We start from the raw sequence: 15,117 nt of genomic DNA, 5'->3' as shown, positions 1-15,117 counted from the left end.
ACAGGACATGGTTGAACTCGCTCTCCCGAAAAACTCGCAGATGACCGAAGGCAAGGTCTGGCCGAAGCCGGCCGGCGCCACGAATACCCGCGAGTTGCGCATCTACCGCTGGAACCCGGACGATGGGAAGAACCCGTCGATCGACACCTTCTATATCGACGTCGACGACTGCGGCCCGATGGTGCTGGACGCGCTGCTCTACATCAAGAACAAGATCGACCCGACGCTGACGCTGCGCCGCTCCTGCCGCGAAGGCATTTGCGGCTCCTGCGCCATGAACATCGACGGCACCAACACGCTCGCCTGCACCAAGGGCATGGACGAGGTGAAGGGGACCGTGAAGGTCTACCCGCTGCCGCATATGCCGGTGGTCAAGGATCTGGTTCCGGACCTCACCAACTTCTACGCCCAACATCGCTCGATCGAGCCGTGGCTGAAGACGGTGTCGCCGACGCCGGCCAAGGAATGGAAGCAGAGCCACGACGACCGCCTGAAGCTCGACGGCCTCTACGAGTGCATTCTCTGCGCCTGCTGCTCGACGTCCTGTCCGAGCTACTGGTGGAACGGTGACCGCTATCTCGGCCCCGCCGTCCTCCTCCAGGCCTATCGCTGGCTGATCGACAGCCGCGACGAAGCGACGGGCGAGCGCCTCGACAACCTGGAAGACCCCTTCCGCCTCTATCGCTGCCACACCATCATGAACTGCGCGCAGGCCTGCCCGAAGGGGCTCAACCCGGCCAAGGCCATCGGCGAAATCAAGAAGATGATGGTCGAGCGCCGTCTCTGACCGATGATTGAAGGTTTCGCGCCCGACGTCGTTGCAGAGATTCGCCGTCGTCTGGAAAGCGTGCGGGCGCAGGGTCTTCGGATTGCGTTCGCCATCGAAAGCGGCAGCCGGGCCTGGGGGTTCCCTTCGCCCGACAGCGACTACGATTGTCGCTTCGTTTATGTGCGCCCGGTGAAAGACCATCTGACTTTGCAGGTGGTCCGTGACGTCATCGAATTTCCGATTGTCGGTCTGGTCGATACGGGCGGCTGGGACCTTCGCAAGGCGCTTCTTCTAGCCCTCTCGGGCAATGCCGTGATTATCGAGTGGCTGAAATCGCCGCTGGTCTACGAGGAAGAAGCAGGCTTTCGCGCGCGACTGTCTGCGCTGCTGGACGAGATTGTCGAACCGCAGCGAGTGGCGAAGCACTATGTCGGACTTCTGCAAAAGTACGCAGACGATAGCCAGCTCGAATCGACCAGATTGAAGAAATTCCTTTACGCGCTTCGACCCGCAATTGCGCTTGCCTGGATGTCGGCAAGGGATTTTAAATCATTGCCGCCGATGAACATGCTGGAATGCATGGAGGGGGTAGCGCTTCCGGACGAGGTTGCGCGTGAAACCCTGCTGCTCATAGACATCAAGAAACAGACGCGGGAAATGGGCGAAGGCTTGCCACATCCGGTTTTGCGCGCTTTCGTGGCGGAGACCCACGCGCGTTTCACCCACATGGATAAGCAGGTACTAAGAATTGCACCCGACGCCGACTGGCGAAAAGAAAAGGCGAATGCGTTCTACCGAACCGAAGTTCTTAGCGGGTCGTCCTAGAGACTGTCGGCAAGTTTACTGCGCGTAAAGTAAACGTGTGACAGACTCCGTGAACTCGAAACATGCTCGCCGACACTTGATTTAAACCAACGATTCACGCTAATTCGCCATGATTGTTGCGTATGCACGGCATCGCACGAAGGCAGGAGTATCGACATGCGGATTGTACATGTGGCAGGCGGGCTGATGATGGCGCTTGCTCTGGCCGGTTGCCAGCGGACTTCGTCGATGGACAGCGTGAATACGCAGCAGAACCTCACGCCGCTGGAAGCCCAGCCGATCGGGACTGTCCAGTCGAGCCAGCTTCCGGATCCGTCGACCGATACCTCGCAGTTCCCGGCAAAGCCGACGACCGACACGGCGATGGCGACGGGCACAGGTGTTGCCGGCGGCGCGGCGGATGCGGCTGCGGCAACCGCACTCGATGTCACCAAGGAATCGATGGTCGGCAACTGGCGCGTGGCCAGCGGTCCTTCCTCCTGCGACATGTTCCTGACGCTCACCAACCTCGGCGGCGGCTCGCGCGGCGGCACGCGCGGTTGTGCCGGCGAACTGACGGCGATGGGTTCCTGGGAAGTCGCCGGCAAGCAGGTCGTGCTGAAGGACCGTGCCGGCAACGCGATCGCGCGCCTTTACAAGTCGGCGGATGCCCGCTTCAACGGCACGACCAATTCGGGCCAGCCCGTCAGCCTGTCGCGCTGATCCCCACCCTCCGATCTCTCCGATACGGGTAGCCTCCGCCTATGGGCAAGGACTGGGACAGCGGCTCGACGCATCCGGACCACGGCGTTTCGGATCGACTTGAAGCGCTTGTCGCAAGCGGTGAATTGAAGCCGGACCAGGCCCAGAGGGCCATGGCGGCGCGTTTCGACCGTCTGCTCGTCGAGCTTCATGCCCAGCGGCCGGCGCGCAAGTCGAGCGCGCTTGGCTGGCTCTTCGCCTCCCGCAAACCCGAGACCGTCAGCGCGCCAAAGGGCCTCTATATCTTCGGCGGCGTCGGGCGCGGCAAGACCATGCTGATGGACATGTTCTTCGAGCAGGCCCGGGTGAAGCGCAAGCGGCGGGCGCATTTCCACGAATTCATGGCGGATGTGCATGACCGCATCCACAAACATCGCCAGAAGCTGAAGGCCGGCGAGACCAAGCAGGCCGATCCCGTGCCGCCGGTCGCCGAAAGCCTGATCGAAGAGGCGCGGCTTCTCTGCTTCGACGAGTTTTCCGTGACGGATATTGCCGATGCGATGATCCTGTCGCGCCTTTTCAGTGAACTGTTCCGGCGCGGCTGCATCCTGGTCGCGACGTCGAATGTCGAGCCGGACAATCTCTACAAAGACGGCCTCAACCGCGGCCTCTTCCTGCCGTTCGTCGATCTCCTCAAGCAGTATGTCGAGATCGTGCCGCTCGACTCGTTGACCGACTACCGGCTGGAAAAGGACAGCGGCCTGCCGGTGTTCCGCTATCCGCTGGGGCCTGAGGCCGATATGGCGATGGACGCGGCGTGGCGGCGGGAGACGGCGGGCAAGACGGTTGCGCCCGCGACGATTTCCTTCCGCGGCAGGAAAATCGCCGTGCCGCAGGCGGCGGGCCGCATTGCGCGCTTTTCCTTTGCCGACCTGTGCGAGCGGCCGCTGGGGGCGGCCGACTATCTCGAAATCCTCGCCCATTACGACACGTTGTTCGTCGACCATGTGCCCCTGCTCGGGGCGGAGAAACGCAACGAGACGAAGCGCTTCATCAATCTCGTCGACACGATCTACGATCACCGCGCCCGGCTCTTCGCCTCGGCCGCGGCGGCGCCGGAGAGCCTGCTGGTGACCCGCAAGGGCACGGAAGGCTTCGAATTCGACCGCACGGTTTCGCGCCTCATCGAGATCCGCTCCACCGAGTATCTGGCCGACCACAAGGCCCGTTACATCACGGACGTGACGAAAGCGTGACGGTAATTCTTACGTTTACGTAAGAATTTTTGTATCTAACCGATTGAAAAACTTCACTCCAAAAGTATGTGTTGAATTTTTAACCGAGGAGGCGTAAGCCCTTGCGCCGAAAGGTCCTGCAATTGCGACATTCGGGGCCTGTTGATCGGAGCAAAGGAAGCTTTCATGGCCCGCAAGAAGATCGCACTTATTGGTTCTGGCATGATCGGTGGCACGCTGGCGCATCTCGCCGGCCTGAAGGAGCTGGGCGACATCGTCCTCTTCGACATTGCCGACGGTATCCCGCAGGGCAAGGGCCTCGATATCGCCCAGTCCTCGCCCGTCGAAGGCTTCAACGCCTCGCTGACGGGTGCCAGTGATTACGCTGCGATCGAAGGTGCGGATGTCTGCATCGTCACCGCCGGTGTTGCCCGCAAGCCCGGCATGAGCCGCGACGACCTGCTCGGCATCAACCTCAAGGTCATGGAGCAGGTCGGCGCCGGCATCAAGAAGTACGCGCCGAACGCCTTCGTCATCTGCATCACCAACCCGCTCGACGCGATGGTCTGGGCGCTGCAGAAGTTCTCGGGCCTGCCGAAGAACATGGTCGTCGGCATGGCCGGCGTGCTGGACTCGGCCCGCTTCCGCCTCTTCCTCTCCGAAGAATTCAAGGTCTCCGTCCAGGACGTCACCGCCTTCGTTCTCGGCGGTCACGGCGACACGATGGTGCCGCTCGCCCGTTACTCGACCGTCGGCGGCATTCCGCTCACTGATCTCGTCAAGATGGGCTGGGTCACCAAGGAACGCCTGGAAGAAATCATCCAGCGCACCCGTGACGGCGGCGCCGAAATCGTCGGCCTGCTCAAGACCGGCTCGGCCTACTATGCGCCGGCCGCTTCGGCGATCGAGATGGCCGAGTCCTACCTCAAGGACAAGAAGCGCGTCCTGCCCTGCGCTGCCTACCTCTCCGGCCAGTACGGCGTGAAGGACATGTATGTCGGCGTGCCCACCATCATCGGTGAAGGCGGCGTCGAGCGCATCATCGAGGTCGAGTTCAACAAGGCCGAACAGGAAGCCTTCGAGAAGTCGGTCGCAGCCGTCGCCGGCCTTTGCGAAGCCTGCATCAACATCGCGCCTTCGCTGAAGTAATCCCGGTTCTTTTGTTTCACGCACGTCCGGCAGAACCATTTTTGCTGGACGTGCTCAGACAGGATTTATCCCATGAACATCCATGAATATCAGGGCAAGGCTCTGCTGAAGAGCTTTGGCGCTCCGGTCGCCGAGGGCGTTGCCATCTTCTCTGCCGACGAGGCGGAAGCGGCTGCGAAGTCGCTTCCCGGCCCGCTCTACGTCGTCAAGAGCCAGATCCACGCCGGTGGCCGCGGCAAGGGCAAGTTCAAGGAACTCGGTCCCGACGCCAAGGGCGGCGTGCGCCTCGCCTTCTCGATCGAGGAAGCCAAGGCCCATGCCAAGGAAATGCTCGGCAACACGCTCGTCACCGCCCAGACCGGCCCGGCCGGCAAGCAGGTGAACCGCCTCTATATCGAGGACGGCGCCGACATCGACCGTGAACTCTATCTCTCGCTGCTCGTCGACCGCTCCGTCGGCCAGGTCGCCTTCGTCGTTTCGACGGAAGGCGGCATGGACATCGAGGCCGTTGCGCATGACACGCCGGAAAAGATCCTCACCGTTGCGATCAACCCGGAAGCCGGCGTCACCGCCGACGACCTGGCGAAGCTTACCTCGGCCCTGAAGCTCGACGGCGAAGCCAAGGCCGACGCCGAAAAGCTCTTCCCGATCCTCTACAAGGCCTTTGTCGAGAAGGACATGAGCCTGCTCGAGATCAATCCGCTGATCGTCATGAAGAACGGCCGCATGCGCGTTCTCGACGCCAAGGTCTCGTTCGACGGCAACGCACTGTTCCGCCACGACGACATCAAGGCGCTGCGTGACGAGACCGAAGAAGACGCCAAGGAAATCGAAGCCTCCAAGTGGGACCTCGCTTACGTGGCGCTCGACGGCAATATCGGCTGCATGGTCAACGGTGCCGGCCTCGCCATGGCGACGATGGACATCATCAAGCTGTACGGCAAGGAGCCGGCGAACTTCTGCGACGTCGGCGGCGGCGCCGGCAAGGAGAAGGTCGCGGCGGCCTTCAAGATCATCACGGCCGACCCGAAGGTCGAGGGCATCCTCGTCAACATCTTCGGCGGCATCATGAAGTGCGACGTCATCGCTGAAGGCGTCGTCGCGGCCGTGCAGGAAGTGGGCCTCAAGGTTCCGCTGGTCGTTCGTCTCGAAGGCACGAATGTCGAACTTGGCAAGAAGATCCTGAACGAATCGGGCCTGGCGATCACCGCCGCCGACGATCTGGACGATGCTGCCAAGAAGATCGTCGCCGCGATCAACGGCTAATTGAAGGACCAGACCTCATGTCGATTCTCGTCAACAAGAACACCAAGGTCCTCGTCCAGGGCCTGACCGGCAAGACCGGGACCTTCCACACCGAACAGGCGCTCGCCTATTACGGCACGCAGATGGTCGGCGGCATCCACCCGAAGAAGGGCGGCGAAACCTGGACCGGCTCCAAGGGCGAAAGCCTGCCGATCTTCGCCTCCGTCGCCGAAGGCAAGGAAAAGACCGGTGCGGACGCATCCGTGATCTACGTTCCGCCGGCCGGTGCCGCGGACGCGATCATCGAGGCGATCGAAGCGGAAATCCCGTTCATCACCTGCATCACCGAAGGCATTCCGGTGGCCGACATGGTGCGCGTCAAGGCCCGCCTCGACCGCTCCTCCTCGCGCCTGCTTGGCCCGAACTGCCCCGGTATCCTGACGCCGGAAGAATGCAAGATCGGCATCATGCCGGGCTCGATCTTCCGCAAGGGCTCGGTCGGTATCGTCTCGCGCTCCGGCACGCTGACCTATGAAGCCGTGTTCCAGACCTCCAACGAGGGCCTCGGCCAGACCACGGCTGTCGGCATCGGCGGCGACCCGGTCAAGGGCACCGAGTTCATCGATGTCCTGGAGATGTTCCTGGCCGACGACGCCACGACCTCCATCATCATGATCGGCGAAATCGGCGGCTCGGCGGAAGAAGATGCGGCGCAGTTCCTCATCGACGAAGCCAAGAAGGGCCGCAAGAAGCCGATGGCCGGCTTCATCGCGGGCCGTACCGCACCGAAGGGCCGCACCATGGGCCACGCCGGCGCTGTCGTCTCCGGCGGCAAGGGTGACGCGGAATCCAAGATCGCCGCGATGGAGGCAGCGGGCATCCGCGTCTCGCCGTCGCCGGCGCGTCTCGGCAAGACGCTGGTCGAAGTCCTGAAGGGCTGACACCGAAAACAAGGATGGGCCGGCAGACATGCCGGCCGGTCCGTTTCTTCCCGGCGCGATGCGGACAGGCAGGCGGCGGGCGGCAAACCGGGGGCAGCCCGGTCAACACGATCGTTCGGGAGGCGGGTGCTACGCCCGCGAAACACCATGGCACGACAAGACGCCAACGAACAATTTCTCGCCACGTCCTTCCTCGACGGCGCGAACGCAGCCTATATCGAACAGCTCCATGCCCGGTACGAGACGGACCCCGCCTCGGTAAACGAGGAATGGCGGGCCTTTTTCAAGGCGCTGGCCGAGGAGCCATCCGATGTCGTGAAGGCCGCCAAGGGCGCCTCGTGGCAGCGGTCGAACTGGCCGATCGTCGCCAATGGCGAACTCGTCTCGGCGCTCGACGGCAACTGGGGCGTCGTCGAGAAGGTTCTTGAGAAGAAGGTCCAGGCGAAGGCCGAAGCCGTTGCCGCCAAGAGCGGCGCGCCGGTCAACCAGGCCGATGTCAACCAGGCGACCCGCGACTCGGTGCGCGCCATCATGATGATCCGCGCCTATCGCGCCCGCGGCCATCTGCACGCCAAGCTCGACCCGCTGGCCATTGCCGCGCCGGTCGAGGACTATCATGAGCTGTCGCCGTCGAACTACGGCTTCACCGATGCCGACCTCGACCGCAAGATCTTCATCGACAACGTGCTCGGCCTCGAATACGCCACCGTGCGCGAAATGGTCGACATCCTCGAGCGCACCTATTGCTCGACGATCGGCGTCGAATTCATGCACATCTCCAACCCGGAAGAGAAGGGCTGGATCCAGGAACGCATCGAAGGTCCGGACAAGGGTGTCGAGTTCACGCCGGAAGGCAAGAAGGCGATCCTGCAGAAGCTGATCGAGGCGGAAGGCTTCGAGCAGTTCATCGACGTCAAGTACAAGGGCACCAAGCGTTTCGGCCTCGATGGCGCCGAAGCGCTGATCCCGGCGCTGGAACAGATCATCAAGCGCGGCGGCCAGCTCGGCCTCAAGGAAATCGTGCTCGGCATGGCCCACCGCGGCCGCCTCAACGTTCTGACGAACGTGATGGCCAAGCCGCATCGCGCCGTCTTCCACGAGTTCAAGGGCGGCTCCTACGCGCCTGATGAAGTGGAAGGCTCCGGCGACGTGAAGTATCACCTCGGCGCCTCCTCGGACCGTGAGTTCGACGGCAACAAGGTGCACCTGTCGCTGACGGCAAACCCCTCGCATCTCGAAATCGTCAATCCCGTCGTCATGGGCAAGGCCCGCGCCAAGCAGGACCAGATGGCGAAGGTGTTCGAGGGTGACATCATTCCGCTGTCCGAACGCGCTCAGGTCATGCCGCTCCTGCTGCATGGCGACGCGGCCTTCGCCGGCCAGGGCGTGACGGCCGAAATCCTCGGCCTGTCCGGCCTGCGCGGCCATCGCGTGGCCGGCACGGTGCACGTCATCATCAACAACCAGATCGGTTTCACCACGAACCCGGCCTTCTCGCGCTCCTCGCCCTATCCGTCGGATGTGGCGAAGATGATCGAGGCGCCGATCTTCCATGTGAACGGCGACGACCCGGAAGCTGTGACCTACGCGGCCAAGGTCGCCACCGAATTCCGCATGAAGTTCCACAAGCCGGTCGTGCTCGACATGTTCTGCTACCGTCGCTTCGGCCACAACGAAGGCGACGAGCCGGCGTTCACGCAGCCGAAGATGTACAAGGCGATCCGTGCCCACAAGACCGTGGTCAACCTCTATGCGTCGCGCCTCATCGCCGAAGGCGTTATCTCCGAAGGCGAATTCGAGAAGATGAAGGCCGACTGGCGCGCCAACCTCGAAACGGAGTTCGAGATCGGCCAGTCCTACAAGCCGAACAAGGCCGACTGGCTCGACGGCGTCTGGTCCGGCCTGCGCTCGGCCGACAACCAGGACGAACAGCGCCGCGGCAAGACCTCGGTGCCGATGAAGCAGTTGAAGGAAATCGGCCGCAAGATCGCGACGATCCCGGAAGGGTTCCGCGCGCACAAGACCATCCAGCGGTTCATGGACAACCGCATGCAGATGGTCGAGACGGGCGAGGGTATCGACTGGGCGATGGCGGAAGCGCTCGCCTTCGGCACGCTCTGCGTCGAGGGCACGAAGATTCGCCTGTCCGGCCAGGACTGCGAACGCGGCACCTTCTCGCAGCGTCATTCGGTCCTCTACGACCAGGAGACCGAAGACCGCTACATCCCGCTCGCCAATCTCTCGCCGACCCAGGCGCGTTACGAGGTCATCAACTCGATGCTCTCGGAAGAGGCGGTGCTCGGTTTCGAATACGGCTATTCGCTCGCCCGTCCGAACGCGCTGACGCTGTGGGAAGCCCAGTTCGGCGATTTCGCCAACGGTGCGCAGGTCGTGTTCGACCAGTTCATCTCGTCGGGCGAACGCAAGTGGCTGCGCATGTCGGGCCTCGTCTGCCTGCTGCCGCACGGCTATGAGGGCCAGGGTCCGGAACACTCCTCGGCCCGCCTCGAGCGCTGGCTGCAGATGTGCGCCGAAGACAACATGCAGGTCGCCAACGTCACGACGCCGGCGAACTACTTCCACATCCTGCGCCGCCAGGTGAAGCGCGACTTCCGCAAGCCGCTGATCATGATGACGCCGAAGTCGCTGCTGCGTCACAAGCGCGCCGTGTCGTCGCTGTCGGAAATGGCCGGCGAAAGCTCGTTCCACCGCCTGCTGTGGGACGATGCGGAGGTCATCAAGGACGGCCCGATCAAGCTGCAGAAGGACGCGAAGATCCGTCGCGTCGTGATGTGCTCGGGCAAGGTCTATTACGACCTCCTGGAAGAGCGCGAAAAGCGTGGCATCGACGACGTCTACCTGCTGCGCCTGGAACAGCTTTACCCGTTCCCGGCCAAGGCGCTGATCAACGAGCTCTCGCGCTTCCGCAATGCCGAGATGGTCTGGTGCCAGGAAGAGCCCAAGAACATGGGTGGCTGGGCCTTCATCGACCCCTATCTCGAATGGGTGCTTGCCCATATCGACGCCAAGTACCAGCGCGTGCGCTATACCGGCCGTCCGGCCGCCGCCTCGCCGGCAACGGGCCTGATGTCCAAGCACCTCGCGCAGCTCGCCGCCTTCCTCGAGGACGCGCTGGGCGGTTGATCCGCCCGGCTTCCCAGTAACCGCGACAAAGATACAACGAACGGAACACACTCATGGCTACCGAAATCCGCGTCCCGACTTTGGGCGAATCCGTCAGCGAAGCCACCGTCGGCACCTGGTTCAAGAAGGTCGGCGACGTCATCAAGGCCGATGAACCGCTCTGTGAGCTCGAAACCGACAAGGTGACGATCGAAGTGCCCGCACCCGCTTCCGGCGTCCTGTCGGAAATCGTCGCGAATGCCGGCGAGACGGTCGAGCCGGGCGGCCTGCTCGGCCAGATCTCCGAGGGCGCGTCCGCCGGTGCGGCTGCTCCGGCCGCTGCCGAAAAGGTCGAGAAGGTCGAGAAGGCTGCTGCCGCGGCGCCCGCCGCAGAAGCAAAGCCGGCTGCCGCGGCCTCCTCCATGCCGCCGGCCCCTTCGGCTGCGAAGCTGCTGGCTGAAAACAACGTCTCGGCCGACCAGGTCGACGGCTCCGGCAAGCGTGGCCAGGTGCTGAAGGGTGACGTGATCGCCGCTGTTGCCAAGGGCATCACGGCTTCGACCCCGGCCGCTGCTGCGACCGAACCGGTCAAGGTTGCGCGTGCGGCATCCTCGGAAGCCGATGCGCCGCGCGAAGAGCGCGTGAAGATGACGCGCCTGCGCCAGACGATCGCCAAGCGCCTCAAGGACGCCCAGAACACCGCCGCCATGCTCACCACCTATAACGAGGTGGACATGTCGGCCGTGATGGACCTGCGCAACCGCTACAAGGACCTGTTCGAGAAGAAGCACGGCGTGAAGCTCGGCTTCATGGGCTTCTTCACCAAGGCCGTGACGCACGCGCTGAAGGAGCTCCCGGCCGTCAACGCCGAGATCGACGGCACCGACATCATCTACAAGAACTACTGCCACATCGGCGTCGCCGTCGGCACGGACAAGGGCCTCGTGGTCCCGGTCGTGCGCGATGCCGACCAGATGTCGATTGCCGAAATCGAGAAGGATATCGGCCGTCTCGGCAAGCTCGCCCGTGATGGCGCGTTGTCGATGGCCGACATGCAGGGCGGCACGTTCACCATCTCGAACGGCGGCGTCTACGGCTCGCTGATGTCCTCGCCGATCCTCAACGCGCCGCAGTCGGGCATTCTCGGCATGCACAAGATCCAGGAGCGCCCGGTCGTCGTCGGCGGCCAGATCGTCATCCGTCCGATGATGTATCTCGCGCTCTCCTATGATCACCGCATGGTCGACGGCAAGGAAGCGGTGACCTTCCTGGTCCGCGTCAAGGACAGCCTGGAAGATCCGGAACGCCTCGTTCTCGATCTGTAAGGGAGGTCCCTATGGAGGCGGCAGTGTCTGCATCTTCGCCGATGCTCGTGCTTCTGGCACTGAGCGTGGCGCTGCTCGTCTTCCATATCGGGCTCCAGGGCGTGCTGTCCACGCGGGAGCTTGGCTCCCAATGGAACGCCGGCCCGCGCGATGACGCGCGGGAGCCGAAAGGCGCGCTCGCCGGACGTGCGGCGCGCACGTCGGCGAATTTCCGAGAAACCTATCCCGCCTTCGTCGCTCTTGCGCTGGCGCTTGTCCTTGCGGGCGACCCGGCGGGCTGGGGGCTCGTCGGGGCGTGGCTGTGGTTCGTCGCCCGCCTCGTCTATATCCCGCTCTATCTTGCAGGCATTCCCTATATCCGCTCGCTCGTCTGGCTCGTCTCGCTGGCGGGTCTCGCGGTCATGGCGGGCGTGGTCATCTTCTAGGAGGCAGACATCCCATGACGGGCTATTTTCTGGAACTCGCCTCGCTGATGGCGATCTTCTCCTTTGCCATCGTCTCGCCCGGTGCGGATCTGGCCATGGTCATGCGCCAGTCGATCGTGCATGGGCGCCGCGCGGCGATCATCACGTCCTTCGGCGTCGGCACCTCGCTGATGTTCCACGTCACCTATACGATCCTCGGCCTCGGCCTCATCATTTCCCAGTCGATCTACCTCTTCAACATCGTGAAGTGGTGCGGCGTCGCCTACCTCATCTATATCGGCATCAAGGCCTTGCGCGCCGGCAAGACGGACATGTCCGTCGAGGCGGTGAAGGGCAACGAGGATGGCAAAGGCGGCCAGTCGGCGCTGCGCGCCTTCGGCCTCGGCTTCCTCGCCAATGCGCTGAACCCCAAGCCGGTCTTCTTCTTCCTGTCGATCTTCTCGACCGTCGTCAGCGCCCACACGCCGATCGCCATCAAGTTCGGTTACGGCCTCGTCATGGCCACCTGCCTCATCGCCTGGTTCGTCGGTGTGTCGCTGTTCATGACGACGCCGCGCATGCGGGCGGCGTTTTCCCGCGCCAGCCAGTGGATCGACCGGGCCAGCGGCCTCGTCTTCATCGCGCTCGGCATCAAGCTCGCCACGGAAAAGGCCCACTGAGCATGCGCACCGCCCTCGTTTTCCTCGGTCTCGTTGCCGCGACCGCCGCTTCCGCGGCGGAGTGCCGGCAGGACCGCGCGATCTATGCGGATCGCGACGGGGGCTATGAGCTGACCTTCGAACCGGTCGGGTCGAGTGCCGCGGCAACCAGTCATCACTTCAAGCTGAAGGTTCTTTCGAGCAAGACCGTTCTCGACGGCATCGTCATGCCCGGTGACGACCCTGTCCGTTCCAACGGCATGGTCATGCACAATTGCCCGGAGGGCGACGTGACCGGCGAAGAGATCGCCGCCTGCACCGTGTGGGAAGGCGTGATCTACGTGCTCGATGGCGCCGGTGATGCCGCCGTCCTGCCGGAGGAAGGCGCCAAGGCTGCCGAGACGCTGCTGCTGGCCGGCTTCGGGCCGTCGCTGCGCTATTCGACGCTGTGGGATGAGGGCAAGGCCAAGGTCGCGCCGTGGGACGTGTTCAAGCGGAAGGGATGCGCCGCATGACGGAAGCGCCCGTTCTTCTCGTTACCGGCGGCAGTCGTGGCATCGGCGCGAGTGTCTGCCGCATGGCGGGCGCTGCCGGCTGGCAGGTCGCGGTGAACTACGTCTCGAACCTCGACGCGGCCGAGGCGGTCGTCGCGCAGATCCACGCACTCGGCGGCTCGGCGATTGCCGTTCAGGGTGATGTCGGCAGTGAGCTCGGCCTTGCCTCGATCTTTTCGGCGATCGACGGCACCTTCGGCCGGCTCGACGGGCTGGTCAACAATGCCGGCATCGTCGCCCTGCCCCAGCGTCTCGACGAGATGTCCGCCGAGCGGCTGGAGCGCATGTTCGCCGTCAACGTCATGGGCTCGATCCGCTGTGCGCAGGAGGCGGTGCGGCGCATGTCGACGCTGCATGGTGGCAAGGGCGGCTCGATCGTCAACATTTCCTCGGTGGCGGCCCAGCTCGGCTCGGCCGGGCAATATATCGATTACGCCGCGAGCAAGGGCGCGATCGAGAGCTTTACCGTCGGGCTCTCCCGTGAAGTGGCGGCGGAGGGCATCCGCGTCAATCTCGTGCGCCCCGGCATCATCGATACCGACATCCACGCCTCTGGCGGCCTGCCGGACCGGGCGCGCGACGCAGCCTCGCTGATCCCGATGCAGCGGGCGGGCACGGCCGATGAAGTCGCCCATTCCATTCTCTATCTTCTCTCCGATGCGGCATCCTATGTGACGGGTGCCGCCCTCAACGTCAGCGGCGGCCGTTAGGCCCCCGCGCAGGAAGGACTTGTCATGGCATATGATCTCATCGTTATCGGTTCCGGCCCCGGCGGCTATGTCTGCGCCATCAAGGCGGCCCAGCTCGGCCTGAAGGTCGCGGTCGTCGAAAAGCGCGCGACCTATGGCGGCACCTGCCTCAATGTCGGCTGCATCCCGTCCAAGGCGCTGCTGCATGCGTCGGAGACCTACAGCCACGCCGCCCACGGCATGGAAGCGCTCGGAATCGATGGCGTGAAGCCCACCCTCAACCTGCCGAAGATGATGGCGCACAAGGATGCGACCGTGAAGTCGAACGTCGACGGCGTCGCCTTCCTGTTCAAGAAGAACAAGATCGACGGCATCCAGGGCACCGGCAAGGTGCTGGGCGCGGGCAAGGTCTCCGTCACCAGTGACAAGGGCGAAGAGCAGGTTCTGGAGACGAAGAACATCGTCATCGCCACCGGCTCCGACGTTGCCGGCATTCCCGGCGTTTCGGTCGATATCGATGAGACCATCATCGTCTCCTCCACCGGCGGCATCGCGCTGGAGAAGGTGCCGGGTCATCTCATCGTCGTCGGCGGCGGCGTGATCGGTCTCGAGCTCGGCTCGGTCTGGGCTCGCCTTGGCGCCAAGGTGACGGTCGTCGAATATCTCGACACGATCCTCGGCGGCATGGATGGCGATGTCTCCAAGCAGTTCCAGCGCATGCTCGCCAAGCAGGGCATGGACTTCAAGCTCGGCGCCAAGGTGACGGGCGTCGAGAAGGCAGGTTCGGGCGCCAAGGTGACCTTCGAGCCGGTCAAGGGCGGTGATGCCACCACGATCGACGCCGACGTCGTGCTGATCGCCACCGGCCGCAAGCCCTACACTGAAGGCCTCGGCCTCAAGGAAGCCGGTGTCGCGCTCGACAACCGCGGCCGTGTCGAGATCGACAATCACTTCCAGACCAACGTTCCCGGCATTTATGCACTGGGCGACGTGGTGCGTGGCCCGATGCTCGCCCACAAGGCGGAAGACGAGGGTGTCGCCGTTGCGGAAATCCTCGCCGGCCAGGCCGGCCATGTGAACTACGACGTCATTCCGGGCGTCGTCTACACCCAGCCGGAAGTCGCCTCCGTCGGCAAGACGGAAGAGGAACTGAAGGCCGCGGGCATCGCCTACAAGGCCGGAAAATTCCCGTTCACGGCAAACGGCCGCGCCCGCGCCATGCTGGCGACCGACGGCTTCGTCAAGGTTCTGGCCGACAAGGAGACCGACCGCGTGCTCGGCGTGCATATCGTCGGCTTCGGCGCCGGCGAAATGATCCACGAGGCGGCCGTGCTGATGGAGTTCGGCGGTTCCTCGGAAGATCTCGGCCGCACCTGCCACGCGCACCCGACCATGTCGGAAGCCGTCAAGGAAGCGGCACTCGCAACCTTCTTCAAGCCGATCCACATGTGATCGCCTCAGGCGGCTGCGACAACCGGCCGCCTGTCCTCGCCCGCCGAACAGGGGCACCATGAAGGC

The 15,117-nt window shown here is 63.7% G+C and carries 14 protein-coding genes; all 14 read left to right on the top strand.

What is annotated here, in order from left to right; translation table 11 throughout:
• The first annotated feature begins 7 nt into the window (after nt 1–7).
• The 14 genes from GR138_RS20575 to lpdA all read left to right on the top strand — a co-directional run bounded on the left by GR138_RS20575 (nt 8) and on the right by lpdA (nt 15,051).
• On the top strand, nt 8–787 hold the full coding sequence (locus GR138_RS20575) for a succinate dehydrogenase iron-sulfur subunit (RefSeq protein ID WP_160861143.1): 780 nt from the start codon (nt 8–10) through the stop codon (nt 785–787).
• A gap of 3 nt (nt 788–790) precedes the next feature.
• Nucleotides 791–1,594 carry a nucleotidyltransferase domain-containing protein gene (locus tag GR138_RS20570; RefSeq protein WP_160861142.1) on the top strand — a complete coding sequence of 268 codons (804 nt, stop codon included), beginning with the start codon at nt 791–793 and terminating at the stop codon, nt 1,592–1,594.
• A 156-nt stretch (nt 1,595–1,750) separates the two neighbouring features.
• The gene (locus tag GR138_RS20565) at nt 1,751–2,296 is read left to right on the top strand and encodes a protease inhibitor Inh/omp19 family protein (RefSeq protein WP_160861141.1); all 546 of its coding nucleotides are present in this window, start codon (nt 1,751–1,753) and stop codon (nt 2,294–2,296) included.
• A gap of 41 nt (nt 2,297–2,337) precedes the next feature.
• Nucleotides 2,338–3,531 carry a cell division protein ZapE gene (zapE, locus tag GR138_RS20560; RefSeq protein WP_160861140.1) on the top strand — a complete coding sequence of 398 codons (1,194 nt, stop codon included), beginning with the start codon at nt 2,338–2,340 and terminating at the stop codon, nt 3,529–3,531.
• A gap of 165 nt (nt 3,532–3,696) precedes the next feature.
• Nucleotides 3,697–4,659 (top strand): malate dehydrogenase, encoded by a 963-nt coding sequence (gene mdh, locus GR138_RS20555; protein WP_117371244.1) that lies wholly within the window; start codon nt 3,697–3,699, stop codon nt 4,657–4,659.
• Nucleotides 4,660–4,731: 72 nt separating this feature from the next.
• On the top strand, nt 4,732–5,925 hold the full coding sequence (gene sucC, locus GR138_RS20550; RefSeq protein WP_160861139.1) for an ADP-forming succinate--CoA ligase subunit beta: 1,194 nt from the start codon (nt 4,732–4,734) through the stop codon (nt 5,923–5,925).
• 17 nt (nt 5,926–5,942) lie between these two features.
• The gene (sucD, locus tag GR138_RS20545; RefSeq protein ID WP_160861138.1) at nt 5,943–6,845 is read left to right on the top strand and encodes a succinate--CoA ligase subunit alpha; all 903 of its coding nucleotides are present in this window, start codon (nt 5,943–5,945) and stop codon (nt 6,843–6,845) included.
• A gap of 147 nt (nt 6,846–6,992) precedes the next feature.
• The gene (locus GR138_RS20540; RefSeq protein WP_160861137.1) at nt 6,993–9,989 is read left to right on the top strand and encodes a 2-oxoglutarate dehydrogenase E1 component; all 2,997 of its coding nucleotides are present in this window, start codon (nt 6,993–6,995) and stop codon (nt 9,987–9,989) included.
• A gap of 53 nt (nt 9,990–10,042) precedes the next feature.
• Nucleotides 10,043–11,293 (top strand): 2-oxoglutarate dehydrogenase complex dihydrolipoyllysine-residue succinyltransferase, encoded by a 1,251-nt coding sequence (odhB, locus tag GR138_RS20535; RefSeq protein ID WP_160861136.1) that lies wholly within the window; start codon nt 10,043–10,045, stop codon nt 11,291–11,293.
• 11 nt (nt 11,294–11,304) lie between these two features.
• On the top strand, nt 11,305–11,718 hold the full coding sequence (locus tag GR138_RS20530) for an MAPEG family protein (protein ID WP_160861135.1): 414 nt from the start codon (nt 11,305–11,307) through the stop codon (nt 11,716–11,718).
• A gap of 14 nt (nt 11,719–11,732) precedes the next feature.
• The gene (locus GR138_RS20525; protein ID WP_160861134.1) at nt 11,733–12,377 is read left to right on the top strand and encodes a LysE family translocator; all 645 of its coding nucleotides are present in this window, start codon (nt 11,733–11,735) and stop codon (nt 12,375–12,377) included.
• Nucleotides 12,378–12,379: 2 nt separating this feature from the next.
• Nucleotides 12,380–12,871, top strand: a complete 492-nt coding sequence (locus GR138_RS20520; protein ID WP_069060774.1) for a hypothetical protein — start codon at nt 12,380–12,382, stop codon at nt 12,869–12,871.
• The gene (locus tag GR138_RS20515) at nt 12,868–13,620 is read left to right on the top strand and encodes an SDR family oxidoreductase (protein WP_160861133.1); all 753 of its coding nucleotides are present in this window, start codon (nt 12,868–12,870) and stop codon (nt 13,618–13,620) included. The genes GR138_RS20520 and GR138_RS20515 overlap by 4 nt, the downstream gene beginning before the upstream one ends.
• A 24-nt stretch (nt 13,621–13,644) precedes the next feature.
• The gene (gene lpdA / locus GR138_RS20510) at nt 13,645–15,051 is read left to right on the top strand and encodes a dihydrolipoyl dehydrogenase (protein WP_160861132.1); all 1,407 of its coding nucleotides are present in this window, start codon (nt 13,645–13,647) and stop codon (nt 15,049–15,051) included.
• Nucleotides 15,052–15,117: the final 66 nt, after the last annotated feature.

It is taken from the genome of Shinella kummerowiae (genome assembly GCF_009827055.1).
GTDB lineage: Bacteria > Pseudomonadota > Alphaproteobacteria > Rhizobiales > Rhizobiaceae > Shinella > Shinella kummerowiae.
The sequence above is the reverse complement of the archived record's forward strand: the minus strand, read 5'-3'. Positions and strand labels throughout refer to the sequence as shown.